Origin of the sequence: Brevibacterium siliguriense (assembly GCF_900105315.1) — a bacterium.
Taxonomy (GTDB): Bacteria; Actinomycetota; Actinomycetes; order Actinomycetales; family Brevibacteriaceae; genus Brevibacterium; species Brevibacterium siliguriense.
The window spans coordinates 1,598,335-1,614,629 of sequence record NZ_LT629766.1; the positions used below are offsets into that span (position 1 = coordinate 1,598,335).

The window sequence follows — 16,295 nt, forward strand, 5'->3', positions numbered from 1 at the left end:
GAAGACAACCAGCGCTTGAGACCTATTGGACTCACGACCCGATGAGGATCCGGCGCTGTACTGAACAAGATACGAAAAGAAGGCTACTTTTGCGTACGTACACAGCTAAGCCCGGTGACATTGAGCACCAGTGGCACGTCATTGACGCCACTGACCAGGTGCTCGGTCGCCTTGCTTCGCAGGTTGCACGCCTCCTGCGCGGCAAGCACAAGACCACGTTCACTCCGAACACGGACACCGGTGACTTCGTCATCATCATCAACGCCGACAAGGTCGCGCTGACAGGTGCGAAGCTCGAGAAGAAGCGCGCTTACCGCCACTCCGGATACCCCGGTGGCCTCAAGAGCGTGAACTATGCCGAGCTCCTCGCCACCCACCCCGAGCGTGCAGTCGAGAAGGCTGTCGCCGGTATGGTCCCGAAGACTCGTCTCGGACGTGCCCAGATGCAGAAGCTGAAGGTCTATGCAGGTGCCGAGCACCCGCACGCCGCTCAGAATCCGCAGCCGTACGAACTCAGCCAGGTCGCGCAGTAAGCGCCTGAGCTCTAGATATCCCGAGGAGAACCGTGGCTGATACCACCAACGCGACAGAAACTGTCGAAGAAGAGATCACCGAATACACTTCCGAGACTCCCGCATCCGCTGGCCTGGGCGAAAGCACTGCCGGCGGACGTGGACAGTCCCTGACCGCTCCTGGCAACGGAGTCGGCCGCCGCAAGCAGGCAATTGCTCGCGTGCGCCTCGTTCCCGGCACCGGTGAGTGGACCATCAACGGACGTACTCTCGAAGAGTACTTCCCGAATAAGCTGCACCAGCAGCTCGTCAACGAGCCCTTCACCCTGCTGGACCTGGGCGGACGTTTCGACGTCATCGTCCGGATCTCCGGCGGTGGACCCTCCGGCCAGGCCGGCGCCGTCCGCCTGGGCGTGGCTCGTTCGCTCAACCAGATCGATGCGGAGTCCAACCGCGCCGAGCTGAAGAAGGCCGGATACCTCAGCCGCGACGCTCGCGTTCCTGAGCGCAAGAAGGCCGGTCTCAAGAAGGCCCGTAAGGCACCTCAGTTCTCGAAGCGCTGATCTCGCTGGCGAACCGATTGCGGCTGGTCTGCCACTGAGTCGCGGTCATCGACAGTTCAGCTTCATGAACATGAGAATGCGGTCCCGAACCAGGTTCGGGGCCGCATTTCTCATATCCGGACTCATTTCACACGGTCACTGACGTGGCCCCCAGCAGGGCCGGCCGCCTCGGCGAGGATGCCGAGGCGCTTCCGACGGATCGACTAAGATCGACTCCGACATTGACGAAAGGATTCCCAACATGTCACGACTCTTCGGCACCGACGGAGTGCGCGGACTGGCCAATCGCGACATCTCGGCCAAACTCGCGCTCCAGCTCTCGGTCGCAGGTTCACGCGTGCTCAGCCGCGGCTGGACGGGCGAGAAGCGCCCCTTCGCCGTGGTCGGACGTGATACCCGTGTGTCCGGCGAATTCCTCTCCGCCGCACTGAGCGCCGGCATCGCCTCGACCGGAGTCGACGTCCTCGACGCGGGAATGCTGCCTACCCCGGGCATCGCTCAGGTCGTCAAGGACACGGGTGCCGCCTTCGGCGTCGTCATCTCCGCCTCCCACAACCCCATGCCCGACAACGGGATCAAGTTCTTCGCCGCTGGCGGAACGAAGCTCGACGACGCGGTCGAAGACGAGATCCTCGCGATCTTCGACCAGGACTGGGATCGTCCGACCGGATCGGCAGTCGGTCGCATCTCCCGCTACCCGGCCGCCGCCGACGAATACACCGAACACCTCGTGCGCTGCGTCGACGCTGACAACGTGCGTCCGCTGTCCGGGCTCAAGGTCGTCGTCGACTGCGCTCACGGTGCCGCTTCCATCGTCGGACCCGCCGCACTGCGCCAGGCCGGTGCGGAAGTCATCGTCTCCGCCGCCGAACCCGACGGCTTCAACATCAACGATGGTGTGGGCTCGACCCACCTCGAACCGCTGCAGCGCCTCGTCGTCGAGACCCAGTCCGACCTGGGCGTGGCCTTCGACGGCGACGCCGACCGCTGCCTGGCCGTGGACTCCCTGGGCCGCGTCGTCAACGGCGACCAGGTCATGGGCATCCTGGCGATCGGGCTCAAGGAGCTCGGTGAGCTGCGCGGGAACACCTTGGTCACCACAGTCATGTCGAACCTGGGGCTGACGCAGGCGATGGGCAAGTACGGAATCAAGACCGTGCAGACCGCCGTCGGCGACCGCTATGTGCTCGAGCGGATGATCGCGGACGGGTACTCCCTCGGCGGGGAGCAGTCCGGACACGTGCTCATGCTCGACCACGGCACCACCGGCGACGGTGTGCAGACTGCCCTGCACCTGATGAAGCGCATGGCCGACGCCAAGCGCACCCTGGCTGACCTCGCCGCAGAGATCCCGCAGCTGCCGCAGGCGCTCGTCAACGTCAAGGGCGTGGACAAGAACAACGTCGATCATCCGCTGGTCGCCGCCGAGGTGGCCGCGGTCGAGGCCGAGCTCGCCGACACCGGTCGCGTGCTGCTGCGTGCCTCGGGCACCGAGCCGCTGATCCGCGTCATGGTCGAAGCCTCCACCGAGGATGCCGCCACCGCCCAAGCCGAGCGCCTGGCCGCGTCGGTCAAGGAGCACCTCGCGCTGTAACGCCTCTTTCGGCTTCTGCCTGCGTCAGTCAATGCGTAACGCGAAAAAGTCGTCACTAGCGACGACTTTTTCGCGTTTCGCGTTGACTGAGCCTGTGGAACTGAGTCGGCCGTTATCCACAGGCCAGGAAATGACCGTTGTGGTGGGTCGCGCCGCTCCGGAATGCTTGTGGGATGTTCGCGTGTCTGTCTTCCGCCGAGCTCAGTGCAGCCGGATTGAGTTCCCACCAGTTGCGAATTGCTGAGCGCTGCTGTCTGAGAAGAGTCCGACGGGGCGTCTACGTTGTGACGTCGGTCTGCGATGAACCGACACATCGATTCATCGCCGATATCGGTGCAGCAGCGGGGACGACACTGCCGTGCGAGTCGGCAGGGGCTATGAAGCGCAATGAGGATCTGCACATCCTCGTACGATCCTATGTCGATGATTGTCCCGATGGAGCGGCGTTCTCTCACCGCAGCGCCCTGATCATTCACGGCTTGCCGATCCCGTATTTCGACAACGGTGCACCTCTCTGCGTGGAGTTCGTCCATCCGGAGTTCGGAGTGCGCCGTTCATCCGCCCACATCAGGAAGAGGCCGCTCGATGGAAACACCGAAGTCGTCAACGACTTTCGAGTCACCACTTTGCCTCAGACACTCTTGGACGTCGCCCGTGACTACCCACTGGCGTTCTCCGTCGCAGCAGTGGACGAAGCGCTTCGGAGAAAGCTCATTTCGATTCGAGAATTCGCGGATTACTGTGCCCACAATCCGGTGAGAACGCGGCAGGGGCGCGTTGATGCAGTCATCGCGAATGCTGACGCGCGACGGGAATCCGTGGCCGAATCGATCGCTGCAGTCCGATTCGTCGAATACTCGATTGCGGGTTTCGAGCCGCAAGTGGTCGTTCGAGATGAGAAAGGGGACTTCGTCGCGCGGACCGACTTTGCCAATCCCAAAGCGCACGTCGTGGCTGAATTCGACGGGGCTGGGAAGTACTACCTCGACGGTGCCGACCCGAAACGCGCCTTCGAGCTTGAACGCCGCAGGGAGTATTCCCTGCGCAATCTTGGCTTTCAAGTCTTCAGGATCACTTGGAAGGACCTTTTCCGAGGCGACCTCTTTCTGCGGATCAAAGACACCGTCAAACGACGCAGCCGATGAACGGTCTCAAGCGGGAATCCTGCGGACCTCCGTGGGGTGGTGACGTGCCTGCAGGAAGAGATGTGGGGTAGGGAAGTGATGGCGCGCAGTCCGTCGATGCGCACCGGGCATCCGTCGGGCAACGCGAAACTCGGAAAAGTCGTCACTAGCGACGACTTTTCCGAGTTTCGCGTTGACTGAGCGACGGATCAGGCAAAAGTTGCCTCCGGAAGACCTGCAGCGGCCCGTCGGCATCACGCATTCGCTGCTGAGGGCTCAGGGCGTCAGTTAGGGGCTCAGATGTCGGTGAGCGCGCAGACGTAAGTGAGATGTAAGCGTCGGTTGGGAGCATCGAGGCATCCGACGGCGGATCAGAGTCGACTGTCGTCGGATGAGAACCTCATCTCTTCCAACGATCGGAGATCTATGACTCTGCAATCCCAACCGGTCCTCACCGACGCCGGGCGTGAGGAATCCGTCAGTTCTGCGGCCCGTCTTGCGGCAATGGTCGGTTCGACAGTGATCCACCTGCCGGGCGACCCGGGCTATGACGAGGCGCGGACGCTGTGGAACACTGCGGTCGATCTGCATCCAGTTGCCGTTGCCCAACCGACCACCGCCGCCGAGGTGTCGGCCGTCGTCACGGCTTCCAGCCAGCTCGGCTTCCAAGTCGCACCGGTAAGCACCGGTCACAACGCCGGCCCGCTCATCCAGCACGACCTCGCTTCGACTGTCCTGGTCAAACTCTCCGCCATGGACGGGGTCGAGATCAGCCCGTCGACGGCCATGGCGAGAGTCCAAGGAGGTGCGCTGTGGGGCGATGTCACCGAGGCGGCCGGCCGACACGGACTGGCCTGCCTGCACGGATCGTCGCCCGACGTCGGCGTGGGCGGGTACCTGCTGGGTGGAGGAATCTTCCTCTACTCGCGCCGATTGGGCATGGCCACCAGCAGCCTCACCGCTGTGGAGATCGTCCTCGCTGACGGCGAACTCATCCGCGCCGACCACACTCAGCATCAGTCGCTGTTCTGGGCGCTGCGCGGAGGCGGCGGCAATTTCGGCATAGTCACCGCTTTCGAATTCTCGCTCTATCCGCTGGAGACGGTGCACGCGGGAATGATGGTCTGGGACATCGACGACGCCGACCGAGTGCTGCGGGCCTGGGCCGAATGGGCTCCGACCGCGCCGCATGAGATCACCACATCGATGCGCATCCTCAATCTTCCCGACATACCGGGGATACCCGAGTCCGTGGCAGGCCGCCCCGCCGTCTGCATGGACGGTGCGGTCCTGGCCGATCAGAAGAGTGCGAGACGCGTGTTAGCGCCGATGCGGGACCTGTCTCCGCGGGTCGACACCTTCGCACAGGTGCCGTCGAGTTCGATCACCCGGCTCCACATGGACCCAGAGGGGCCGACCCCGGTCACCGGAGACACCGCGCTGCTGGGACGACTGACGAGCGAGGCTGTCGATGCGTTCCTCGCCCAGGTCGGTGCCGGGACGGAGCACTCTCTGCTCTCGGCAGAACTGCGACAGCTCGGAGGCGCCCTGGCCAGGAAGCATCCCGACGGCGGAGCGCTCAGCCGGATGGATGGGAACTTCCTGCTCTTCGGCGCGGCAATCGCCGACACCCCTGAGAACGAAGCTCGGGGAAAGAAAGATGCGAACGATCTGGTCCGGGCCATGTCGCCGTGGAGCACCGGTCGTCAGTATCTCAACTTCGCTGAGGAACCGGGCGACGTCGGCGACAACTACGGCGATCGCGAGTGGCTGACGCTGACCCGGGTCAAGAGCGCATATGATCCGGAGAACGTATTCGCTGCGAACCATCCTGTGCCGCCTGCCCAGCCTTGAACGACGCACCGTCATCCTGTCCGCTGCGGACCGGGAGCGGCGTCGGGAAGTCGATGCGACGGTAGAAGGACTGCGCTTCCTGCCGGTGGCGGAGAGCGGAGGAGGAGACTCCCATCTGCTCTTCTGCCTCAGCGAGGCGCGCGGCGGCCTTTCCGGCGAACAACCAGCAGCCTGACCACTGGGCGAGTTCGAGGCCCGCGCGCGAGTGCACGATCGCAGTCTGCGGTCTGCCCCACAGAAGCTGTGCCTTCGCCATCGACGCATGGGTACTGGCCGCCAGCGGGAAGCGCATGTCCTCGTGGGCGAACCGGAGTGCGGAGCGGTACCATTCGAAGCATTCCGCATTGCCGTCATCACGAAGGGAACAGGCCACATCGAGCAGGATCGGACCCACATCGGCCTCGGCGGAGTCGTGTCGAGCAAGGTTCCAGGCCGTGAGTGCGCCGACGACTGCGTCGTGATGTCGACCGGTCCGTCGGTCGATCTGGCTGCGGGTACGCCACCACATAACTTGGCGCGCCGTGGGCCCAGTTGATTCGCCCACAGCTGCCAGCGCCTCCTCTGCCCGGTGCAGGCGCGACATATGAGTGAGGACGAGGGCACGGATGATGTGGAGCATCGCATCGGTTCCCGTCGTTCGCTGGTCGAGCCTCGACGCCTCACCGAGGAGGCGCAAGGCTCGGCGGAGGTCTCCTGTCAGTGCCATGACGGCCACCATGTCGCGGAGCAGGATCGCACACAGGTTCTCGTGTCCCAACCCGGAGTGGAGCGCTTCCAAACGCTCCAACAGCGACAGTGCTTCGCTGTGGCGCCCTTTCGCCATGAGGATATAGGCGAGTTCGCGGCGCAGAACCGATCCGCGCATCGTCGGATCCGCCTCATCCTCGGTGTCGGGAATGAGCTCACCAGCGGGATCGACGACGGCGAGGTCGGACCGGATCTCCTCCTCACGATTGCGAACGAGCGCTCGCTGAGTGTGGAGCAGGTCCGGACTCGGGTCGAGCCCCAGTTCCTCGAGGGCCCGGTGCACCTCGACGAATGCGCGGGGCAGTTCCGTGCCCTGCCCCGTGTGCTGCAGGGCCGAGAGCCTGAGGACCTGAGCATGTTCGTTCTCCGGATGCTCATGTGTCAGGCGAGTGAGCAGCCTGAGGGCAGCGCTCCCGTCGCCGAACTCCAGATGGAATTCGGCGGATCTTTCCCGAATCCGGGCATACAGAGCGCGGAGCTCGGACTGCCAGTCCGCCGTACCGGGCAGGTCGACGTCGGGAAACGGTTCCCCGCCCCATTGGGCCGCGGCTGCTTCGAGGCAGCGCAGCGTCTCGAGGTCATGGTCGGGCATATCCTCGGCGAGGGCGGTCCGGGCGCTGTGCTCGAAGCACCACACGTCGATGGAGTTCTGATTGAGATCGAGTCGGTAGCCGTTCGGAGAACTGAGCAGAACGCCGTTGCCCAGCTGCTTGCGCAGACGGTGGATCTGGACGTGCAGGCGAGTGGCGACACGTTCGGACCGTTCATCCGGCCACAGCGCTTCGACGATGAGCGACGCCGGCGTCCAGGTTCGGAGCCGGAGGACCAACAGAGACAGAAGGGCTCGCTGTGTGCGTCCCTGGACCCCACGGGCCACACCATCATGGAGAATCTCCACGCGCCCCATTACGCGCAATTCCATCCGGCCATCGTAGAGTCCCGCGAAATCAAGCGGAGTACCTCGACGAACCTCACGAAATCTCCGGCGGGTCGCGGCCACGACCGGCCAGTCGGCCCGGCGGTCGCCGCTCATGTCACGCGAAACTCAGAAAAGTCGCCGCCAGTGACGTCTTTTTCGAGTTTCGCGTTGACTGAGCGGGAGCGACCTCGTCACCTCGAGGCGAACTGGGTGGCGTAGAGCTCGGCATAGCGGCCGCCGCTGCCCACAAGCTCGTCATGGGTGCCCTTCTCGACGATGCGACCGGCCTCGACGACGAGGATCGTGTCGGCCTGCCGGATGGTCGAGAGACGGTGCGCGATGACCAGAGCCGTCCGCCCGTGCATCGCCTGAGCCAAGGCCCGCTGGATCGCGGCCTCATTCGTCGAATCCAACGCCGAGGTGGCTTCATCGAGCACGACGATCTCCGGAGACGCCAGCAGCATCCGGGCGATGGTCAGCCGCTGGCGCTCGCCGCCGGAGAGTCGGTACCCGCGCTCGCCGACGACTGTGTCCAGTCCATCGGGCAGCGCTTCGATGACTCCGGTCAGCTGCGCTCGGTCGATGGCGTCGAGCATCTGCTCCTCGGTGGCATCGGGGCTGACGAGTTGGAGGTTGGCGCGGATCGATTCGTGGAAGACGTGACCGTCCTGGGTGACAACGCCGACGGCCTCCCGCAGGTCGGCGAACGACAGATCGCGGACATCGACTCCGCCGATGGTGATCTTTCCGCCCGTGACGTCGTAGAGCCGCGGCAGCAGGGACGCGATCGTCGACTTTCCCGCACCCGAGGAGCCGACGAGGGCGACGGTGTGCCCGGCGGGAATCATGAAGCTCAGGTCATGGAGAACCTGATCGCCGCCGCGACTGTCGAGCACGGAGACGTCTTCGAGGCTGGCGAGGCTGACCTGCGAAGCACTGGGGTAGGCGAAGTCGACGTGATCGAACTGCACATCCAGTCCGCCGGCAGGCAGGGACTTCGGCTGCGAGGGCTCCTTGAAATAGGGCACGAGGTCGAGAATCTCGAACACGCGCTGGAACGACACGACCGCGCTCTGGATGTCCAGGCGTGCATTGGCAAGCATCGTCAGCGGCGTGTAGAGCCTGGTCAGCAGCAGCGCCAGGGTCACGACCTGACCGGCGTTGAGGTTGCCGAGGACTGCCTGCACACCGCCGACGCCGTAGACCAGAGCCAGTGCCAGGGCGGAGACGAGGGTCAGCGAGGAGACGAACGTCGACTGCAGCATCGCCACCTTGACCCCGATGTCGCGGACCTGACCCGCACGGTCGGCGAACTCCTCGTTCTCCTTGCGGGGGTTGCCGAAGAGCTTGATCAGCGTGGCCCCGGCCGCGGAGAACCTCTCGGTCATCCTCGTCGACATGTCGGCAGAGTTGTTCGCGGCCTCGAACTGCAGGGACGCGAGTTTTCCGCTGAGCATGCGGGTGGGGACGATGAACAGCGGCAGCAGGAGGATCGACATCACGGTCACCTGCCAGGAGATCGTGACCATGACGCCGACGGTCAGTGCCAGGGAGACGAAGTTAGACACGATTCCCGACAGCGTGTTCGAGAACGCCCGCTGCGCTCCGATGACATCCGTGTTCAGTCGGGAGACCAGGGCGCCGGTGCGCGTGCGGTTGAAGAACGCGATCGGCATCGACTGCACATGGTCGTAGACAGCTGTGCGCAGGTCGAAGATGAGTCCCTCACCGATCCGTGCGGACAGGTACCGGTTCGTGATCGAGATGGCCGCATCGGCGATGGCCAACCCGCCGATGGCCACGGCCAGCCACACCACGGTGGAGACGGGGCCGCCGCCGGTGATCGCGTTGACGACGTCGCCGGCGAGCACCGGGTTGAGCACGCCGATGGCGGCTGTGAGAACGGAGAGGACGAGGAAGACGATGAGCTTGCGCTTGTGCCTGGCCGCGTAGCCGGCGATCCTTTTGTAGATGCCAGGCTGGATGCGCGTCTCGGGAGTCTTCTTGCTCTTGACCGAGGAGTACATGAGGTGATGTGCGGACGGCACACTCATAGCGGGTCCCTTTCTGCTGTCGAAACGACCGAGCATGCACGGGGGTTCCCGTGGCGGCGCGAGGATCGCTCGCATCCGGTCGCCGCCGCAGCCGGGTGGCCTGCCGGCGGTGAGTAGGTCAGTGCACACTGTGCAACCGTCGGAGGGGTGAAACTATTTCCTCAGCACCACGCGAGTCCCCTCACAACCTCGCCGAGGCGGCCGTGCCGTCCAAGGCCCCGGGCCCCGACGACTCCGTCACAGCTTCCGCAGCTGCACCTTCCGGATCGTATGGTCGGAGGATTTGTGGAGCACGAGGTCGGCTCGGCCGCGGCTGGGCTGGACGTTCTCGCGCAGGTTCGGGAAGTTGATGGAGTCCCAGATCTCCGTGGCCAGCGTGACCGCCTCGTCATCGTCGAGCTGCGAGTACCGGTGGAAGTAGGAGTCCTCGTCCTGGAATGCACCGTGCTTGAGTTTGAGGAACCGCGAGATGTACCACTGGCGGATATCACGGGAGCGCGCGTCGACGTAGACGGAGAAGTCGAAGTAGTCGCTGATGGCCAAGCCCACGGTTCCGTCCTGACGGGGACGGGCGGGTTGGAGGACGTTGAGGCCCTCGACGATGAGCACGTCCGGGGAGCGCACGACCACCTCGGCGCCGGGAACGATGTCATAGGTGTGGTGCGAGTACACGGGGGCGCGGACCTCGGGGGCCCCGGATTTCACGGCGGAGATGAACTTGAGCAGCTTGCGCCGGTCGTAGGATTCGGGGAAACCCTTCCGCCCGTTGAGGCGGCGACGGTCGAGCTCGGCATTCGGGTAGAGGAATCCGTCGGTGGTGATGAGTTCGACGCGCGGAGTATCGGGCCAGCGGGCGAGCAGTTCGCGCAGCACACGTGCCGTCGTCGACTTGCCCACGGCCACCGATCCGGCGACGCCGATGACGAAGGGCGTGCGCTTGGCGTCCTGCGGTTCCAATCCGCGATCGTGCAGCGGAGAGAAGAATTCCCTGGTCAGGTCGTGTTTCGCCCGCCGTGCGGACACGTAGAGGTTGAGCAGCCGTGACAGGGGCAGATAGACCTGGGCCACCTCGTCGAGGTTGATCCGATCCCCGAGACCACGCAGCCGTTCGATATCGCGCTGCTTCAGCGGCAGCGGAGTGGCCTGGGCGAGCGTACCCCACACCTCCCGATCGAACTCCCAGAACGGAGACGTCGTGTCCGGTTCGCTGCGCCGAGCGGTATTGAGGCCGGCGAGCTTGCGCGCACGGTCCAACTGAGGGTCGACATGGCTCATTCCACCATTGTGTCATGCGTCATGTTCGTCGCCGGCGCCAGGGCGGACACCGGCCCCACCCTCACCGAGGCGGCCTCAGCCTTATAGCCCTCTCCATCGCCCGCGTGCGCGTGCAGTTCGTCACGTTGACCCGATCGTGACTCGCCGAAATACCCGAGATCGGCCAACAGTGCGTAAAATCTCCCTCATGTGTGGAATCGTTGGCTATGTATCCCAGGCCCCCGTTGACAACGCCGATCACACGGCGCTCGATGTCGTGCTCGGCGGCCTGAAGAGGCTTGAGTACCGCGGTTATGACTCGGCCGGTGTCGCGCTCGTGACGCCCGAGGGGCAGCTCGCCTCGGCGAAGAAGGCCGGAAAGTTCTCCGCCCTGATCGAAGAGATCGAGGCCAACCCGCTGCCGGCGGCGCAGACGGGAATCGGCCACACCCGCTGGGCCACTCACGGAGGGCCCACCGACCTCAACGCCCACCCGCACCTGGCCGACGGCGGCAAGCTCGCGCTCATCCACAACGGAATCATCGAGAATTTCGCCCTCCTGAAGAAGGACCTCGTTGCCGAGGGCGTCGAGTTCCTCTCCGAGACTGACACCGAGGTGGCCGCCGCCCAGCTGGCGAAGAACTACAAGGCGACCGGCGACCTCACTGCCGCGATGCGCAAGACCGCCACCGAACTCGAGGGCGCGTTCACCCTGCTCGCCGTCCACGCCGATGCTCCCGGCCAGGTCGTCGCCGCCCGCCGGAACTCTCCGCTGGTCATCGGCCTCGGCGAGGGAGAGAACTTCCTCGGCTCCGACGTCGCCGCGTTCATCGACTACACCCGCACGGCCGTCGAGATCGGCCAGGACGAGGTCGTCACCATCACCCCGGAGACGGTCACGATCACGGACACCGACGGCAACCCCGTCAAGGGTGAGCAGTTCGAGGTCGACTGGGACACCGCATCGGCGGAGAAGGGCGGCTTCTCGTCCTTCATGGACAAGGAGATCCACGACCAGCCGCAGGCCGTGGCCGATACCCTGCTCGGCCGCCTCGACACCGAGGGCCGTTTGACGCTCGACGAGATGCACATCGACGAGAGCGTGCTCAAGTCCGTGGACAAGATCGTCGTCATCGCCTGCGGCACCGCCGCCTACGCCGGTCAGGTCGCGAAGTACGCGATCGAGCACTGGTGCCGCATCCCCACCGAGGTGGAGCTGGCCCACGAATTCCGCTACCGGGATCCGGTGGTCACGGAGAAGACGCTCGTCGTGGCGATCTCGCAGTCCGGGGAGACCATGGACACGATCATGGCCGTCCGCCACGCTCGTCAGCAGGGTGCGAAGGTCATCGCGATCTGCAACACCTTCGGTTCGACGATCCCGCGCGAATCCGATGCCGCGCTCTACACACACGCCGGCCCGGAGATCGCCGTGGCCTCGACGAAGGCGTTCCTGTCCCAGGTCGTCGCCTGCTATCTGCTCGGCCTCTACCTCGCTCAGCTGCGGGGCAACAAGTTCCGCGATGAGATCGGCACGATCCTCGCCGAGCTGCAGTCGATCCCTGCGAAGATCCAGCACATCCTCGACGAGACGAAGTCGCAGGTCCTCGCCCTGGCCGATCGCAACCAGGAAGTCGGTTCGGTGTTGTTCCTCGGCCGCCACGTCGGATACCCGGTGGCGATGGAGGGTGCGCTCAAGCTCAAGGAGCTCGCCTACATCCATGCCGAGGGATTCGCCGCCGGTGAGCTCAAGCACGGACCGATCGCGCTCATCGACGACGGTCAGCTCGTCATCATCGTCGTCCCCTCCAAGCGCGGCCGGGATTCGCTGCATGCGAAGGTCATCTCGAACATCCAGGAAGTCCGCGCCCGTGGTGCGAACACCGTCGTCATCGCCGAGGAGGGTGACGAAGAGGTCGACCAGTTCGCCTCCGAGGTCATCTACGTGCCCGAGACGACGACGCTGATGGCGCCGCTGCTGACGACCGTTCCGCTGCAGATCTTCGCGATGGAGCTGGCCACGGCCAAGGGCCTCGACGTCGACCAGCCGCGCAACCTCGCGAAGTCGGTCACGGTCGAGTAAGGACGCGAGCATGGCGATTCTGGGGATCGGCACGGACATCGCCGATGTGCCGCGCTTCGCTGAGCATATCGAACGGGTGCCCGAGCTGCTCGACCGTCTGCTCACCCCGGCCGAGCAGCTCAAACGCAATGGCAAACGCCGCACGGATGCGTCCCTGGCTGCGCGGTTCTCCGCGAAGGAGGCGCTGAAGAAGGCGATCGGCTTTCCCGGATGGCTGCCCTGGCAGTCCGCCGAGGTGGTCCCCGCGCGGTCCGGCGCGCCCAGCTTCCGTCTGCGCGGGCTCGTCCTCGAACATTTCCATGCCATCGGCGGGACGAACATCCACCTGTCGATCACCCACGATGCGCACCTGACGATGACGTTCGTCATCGCGGAGGGCGACGGGCCGTCGCTGAGCCCCGGCATCGAGGGAGCCGCCGAGCACTTCACCCATTCGATGTACGGGAAGGGTGCCCGCCTCGGCGAGGTGCCGTGACACTGGACGCTCCGGGGCACAGGTCGGTGGACAGGGGCGACGCCACGGCCGCGGGTCTGCGCGGTGGTAATAGACTCAGGGCATGAGTTCACTTCCCAACGACACCGCCCCGGACGCCATCGTACCCGCCGCCCCGACGATCCCGACCCTCGCCGAGGCAGCCGCCGCCCAGGTGCATCTGCCCACCGCCGATGACGCGAACGACATCGCTCCCGGACTGGTCACCCTCCGCCGGGCTCTGCACGAGAACGTCGAGGTCGGACTCGGCCTGCCGGTGACGCAGAAGCTCGTCCTCGACGCCATCGAAGGCCTCGACGTCGAGGTCACAACGGGGGAGAAGCTGTCGTCGATCGTCGTCGTTCTGCGCGGCGGTGCCCGCAAGGAGGACTCGAGCGGGGTCGTGCCGGCCGTCCTCCTGCGCGGGGACATGGACGGACTGCCCGTCACCGAGGCGACTGGATTCGACTTCGCGTCCACCTCGGGGAGGATGCACGCCTGCGGCCACGACCTGCACACGGCCGGGCTCGTCGGCGCACTCAAACTCCTCCACCGCGACCGCGACTCCCTGCCCGGCGACGTAGTGTTCATGTTCCAACCCGGCGAAGAAGGCTATGACGGAGCCGGGAAGATGATCGACGAGGGCGTCCTCGACGCCGCCGGTCCCCGTGTCAAGGCCGCGTTCGGCATCCACGTCTCCGCCGACGCCGACCTCGGTGTCGCCAGCTCCCGCCCCGGGCCGTATATGGCGGCGTTCTCGAAGATGACGATCACCGTCAACGGCAAGGGCACGCACGCCTCCCGCCCGGCCACCGGCAAGGACCCCATCCAGGTCGGCGCCATGCTCGTGGGCCAGCTGCAGGAATACGTCACCCGTCGCTTCGACATCTTCGACCCTCTCGTTGTCACCGTCGGTCAGTTCAACGGCGGCACCGCCCCCAACGTCGTCCCCGACTTCGCGACCTTGGTCGTCAGTGTGCGGACGTTCTCGGAGTCAGTGACTTCCCGTGCCGAGGCGGAGCTGCCTCAGCTCGTCCGTGACCTCGTCGACGCCCATGGTCTGTCCGCCGACGTCGAGTACGAACAGATTCTTCCCCCGACGATCAACGACGACGCCGAAGCCGAGTTCTTCCTGGCCACCTTCACCGATCTCTTCGGTGCGGAGCGGACCGTGCGCAATGCGAATCCGCTGCCCGGCTCCGAGGACTTCTCCCGCGTCCTCGATGTCGTGCCGGGAGCCTATGGTCACTTCGGAGTCGCGTGGCCTAATCTGCCGGTCGACGAACGCGAAGCCAACCATTCCCCGCGCGCTCGCCACAGCGACGATGGGCTGGCCGACCAGGCTCTGTTCCTCGCGCATCTGGCGGGGCGACGGCTGACTCAGTTGGCCGAGGGCTGATCCACCCGACTCTGGCACGTGTGCGTGAGAAGGCTTACGGTGCAATGAGGAACCCGAACGTGACGATGTGCAGGAGCAGTCGATGAGTGTGTTCGCCTACCCGAGCGAGACCATCAGGGAGGCCGAGAAACCGCTGCTCGAGGCCGGCATTCCGCTCATGGCGCGAGCGGCCCGAGCCCTGGCGAACCGCGCGGCGGCCATGGTGAAGTCCGACCACGGCCAGGTCACCGGCACCCGCATCTGCGTCCTCGCCGGGCCCGGCAACAATGCCGGAGACGCCCTCTTCGCCGCGGCGACCTTGGGCAGACGCGGTGCTGCCGTCACGGTCATCACCCTCTTCGACCGCACTCACGAGGATGGGCTGGCCGCGGCACGGGCAGCCGGTGCGCAGATCGTCACATTCACGACAGCCCTGGCCGATGGCGCTCGTGCCGACGCCTTGAGCGAACTCTCCCGCTCCGATCTCGTCCTCGACGGCATCCTCGGCACCGGCGGCCGGCGCGGACTGCCCGATCACATCGCCTCACTCATCGCCGACTGGGCCCCGCACCGCACAGGCCGTCTCATCGCCGTCGATGTTCCCTCCGACCTCGACCCGAACAACACCGGGGCAGAGAAACGCCTCCACGCCGACCTCACGGTGACCTTCGGCGGCCTCAAGACCGAACTCATCGATCCGCGCGTGGACGAGTTCATCGGCACCATCGACGTCGTCGATATCGGCCTCGGTGTCGACCCCGGCCAGGCGACCGCGGAACTGCTCGATTCCGATGACCTCGTCACCGGATTCCCGCGCCCCGATGAGACCGGGCACAAATACTCCCGCGGTGTCACCGGGGTCCTCGCCGGCTCCGAGGAATACCCGGGTGCAGGGGTGCTCACAACCACCTCGGCGGTGAATACCGGAGCCGGCATGGTCCGCTACCTCGGTTCCCCACTCGTCGCCGAATTCGTCCTCGGCCTCCACCCCGAGGTGGTCAGTGCGTCCGGACGCATCGACGCCGTCGTCCTCGGGCCGGGCGACCCCGAGCCCGAATTCGTCCACAGCCTCGCCGAGGCACTCACCGGCAATCGCACCCCGGTCGTCGTCGACGCCGGCGGCCTCGACATGATCGCCCGCACCGAATCGATGGCCGGCACGTGGCTGGCCGACCGGCCGCTCATCATCACCCCACATGCCGCGGAGCTGGCACGGCTGCTCAGCCGCCTCCTCGGCGAGATCATCACGGCAGGTCGGATCGGGGCGAACCCGATCCGGTGGGCGCTGCGGGCCGCGGAGCTGACCGGCGCGATCGTCCTGCTCAAGGGCCATCACACGGTCATCGCGGCACCCGACGGACACGTCGTCCTGCCCGCGCCGGGACCGGGCAGCCTCGCCACGGCAGGGTCCGGGGACGTGCTCGCCGGGATTCTCGGCACGCTCGCCGCGACCACCGCCGCCCACGTCCGCTACGACAGTGATGACCGGACACATCCACCGCGCGAGTGGGCTCGCCTGGCCGGACTCGGAGTGCTGCTGCACAACGAAGCCGGGCGGCGTGCGGTGACCGCGTCCGGGTTCGCCGATGCCCTCGCCGAGGTGGTCAGCGAACTCATCCACGGTGTCGACTGAAACCGCTCGATCGGCCTCAGTGGACGAGGATCTGCGTCTTCGTCGGGCCCTCCCACTTCATCGCCTTGACGAGACTGGCCTCGTACATCGACACGCACCCGGCGGTCT

At 65.6% G+C, this 16,295-nt stretch carries 12 protein-coding genes; 9 read left to right on the plus strand and 3 right to left on the minus strand.

Features of this window, described 5'->3' with window-relative positions:
* The first annotated feature begins 89 nt into the window (after positions 1-89).
* The 5 genes from rplM to BLU88_RS06985 all read left to right on the plus strand — a co-directional run bounded on the left by rplM (position 90) and on the right by BLU88_RS06985 (position 5,647).
* Positions 90-533, plus strand: a complete 444-nt coding sequence (rplM, locus tag BLU88_RS06965) for a 50S ribosomal protein L13 (protein WP_092011710.1) — start codon at positions 90-92, stop codon at positions 531-533.
* A gap of 32 nt (positions 534-565) precedes the next feature.
* Complete coding sequence (gene rpsI, locus BLU88_RS06970) at positions 566-1,075, plus strand: 30S ribosomal protein S9 (protein WP_025779545.1); 510 nt, start codon at positions 566-568, stop codon at positions 1,073-1,075.
* Between the two features lie 241 nt (positions 1,076-1,316).
* Entirely contained in the window at positions 1,317-2,669 is a 1,353-nt protein-coding gene (gene glmM / locus BLU88_RS06975; protein WP_092011713.1) for a phosphoglucosamine mutase, read from the plus strand.
* Positions 2,670-2,806: 137 nt separating this feature from the next.
* Entirely contained in the window at positions 2,807-3,814 is a 1,008-nt protein-coding gene (locus tag BLU88_RS06980) for a PDDEXK family nuclease (RefSeq protein WP_157689016.1), read from the plus strand.
* Between the two features lie 405 nt (positions 3,815-4,219).
* Positions 4,220-5,647, plus strand: coding sequence for an FAD-binding oxidoreductase (locus BLU88_RS06985; protein ID WP_197678234.1), 1,428 nt, complete (start codon positions 4,220-4,222; stop codon positions 5,645-5,647).
* On the opposite strand, the gene BLU88_RS06990 is transcribed toward BLU88_RS06985, so the two are convergent.
* The 3 genes from BLU88_RS06990 to coaA form a co-directional block, all read right to left on the minus strand.
* Positions 5,580-7,316: a BTAD domain-containing putative transcriptional regulator gene (locus BLU88_RS06990; RefSeq protein WP_167356877.1), complete on the minus strand. Its 1,737-nt coding sequence runs from the start codon at positions 7,314-7,316 to the stop codon at positions 5,580-5,582. The two genes, BLU88_RS06985 and BLU88_RS06990, sit on opposite strands and share 68 nt — an antisense overlap.
* Before the next feature lie 188 nt (positions 7,317-7,504).
* A complete protein-coding gene (locus BLU88_RS06995; protein WP_092011722.1) occupies positions 7,505-9,367 on the minus strand; it encodes an ABC transporter ATP-binding protein in 1,863 nt (620 codons plus the stop codon).
* 237 nt (positions 9,368-9,604) lie between these two features.
* The gene (gene coaA, locus BLU88_RS07000) at positions 9,605-10,642 is read right to left on the minus strand and encodes a type I pantothenate kinase (protein ID WP_092011725.1); all 1,038 of its coding nucleotides are present in this window, start codon (positions 10,640-10,642) and stop codon (positions 9,605-9,607) included.
* Between the two features lie 187 nt (positions 10,643-10,829).
* On the opposite strand from coaA, the gene glmS reads away from it, so the two are divergent.
* The 4 genes from glmS to BLU88_RS07020 all read left to right on the plus strand — a co-directional run bounded on the left by glmS (position 10,830) and on the right by BLU88_RS07020 (position 16,187).
* Positions 10,830-12,704 (plus strand): glutamine--fructose-6-phosphate transaminase (isomerizing), encoded by a 1,875-nt coding sequence (gene glmS / locus BLU88_RS07005; protein WP_092011728.1) that lies wholly within the window; start codon positions 10,830-10,832, stop codon positions 12,702-12,704.
* A gap of 10 nt (positions 12,705-12,714) precedes the next feature.
* On the plus strand, positions 12,715-13,179 hold the full coding sequence (locus tag BLU88_RS07010; protein ID WP_092011731.1) for a holo-ACP synthase: 465 nt from the start codon (positions 12,715-12,717) through the stop codon (positions 13,177-13,179).
* Positions 13,180-13,261: 82 nt separating this feature from the next.
* Positions 13,262-14,575, plus strand: a complete 1,314-nt coding sequence (locus tag BLU88_RS07015; RefSeq protein WP_092011734.1) for a M20 metallopeptidase family protein — start codon at positions 13,262-13,264, stop codon at positions 14,573-14,575.
* Between the two features lie 82 nt (positions 14,576-14,657).
* Positions 14,658-16,187, plus strand: coding sequence for a bifunctional ADP-dependent NAD(P)H-hydrate dehydratase/NAD(P)H-hydrate epimerase (locus BLU88_RS07020; RefSeq protein WP_092017272.1), 1,530 nt, complete (start codon positions 14,658-14,660; stop codon positions 16,185-16,187).
* Positions 16,188-16,295 lie beyond the last annotated feature (108 nt).

Coding starts and splice junctions, on each gene's coding strand:
- glmM (WP_092011713.1), top strand. CDS start 1,317: ATGTCACGACTCTTCGGCACCGACGGAGTGCGCGGACTGGCCAATCGC.
- BLU88_RS06985 (WP_197678234.1), top strand. CDS start 4,220: ATGACTCTGCAATCCCAACCGGTCCTCACCGACGCCGGGCGTGAGGAA.
- BLU88_RS06990 (WP_167356877.1), bottom strand. CDS start 7,316: ATGGAATTGCGCGTAATGGGGCGCGTGGAGATTCTCCATGATGGTGTG.
- BLU88_RS06995 (WP_092011722.1), bottom strand. CDS start 9,367: ATGAGTGTGCCGTCCGCACATCACCTCATGTACTCCTCGGTCAAGAGC.
- coaA (WP_092011725.1), bottom strand. CDS start 10,642: ATGAGCCATGTCGACCCTCAGTTGGACCGTGCGCGCAAGCTCGCCGGC.
- glmS (WP_092011728.1), top strand. CDS start 10,830: ATGTGTGGAATCGTTGGCTATGTATCCCAGGCCCCCGTTGACAACGCC.
- BLU88_RS07010 (WP_092011731.1), top strand. CDS start 12,715: ATGGCGATTCTGGGGATCGGCACGGACATCGCCGATGTGCCGCGCTTC.
- BLU88_RS07015 (WP_092011734.1), top strand. CDS start 13,262: ATGAGTTCACTTCCCAACGACACCGCCCCGGACGCCATCGTACCCGCC.
- BLU88_RS07020 (WP_092017272.1), top strand. CDS start 14,658: ATGAGTGTGTTCGCCTACCCGAGCGAGACCATCAGGGAGGCCGAGAAA.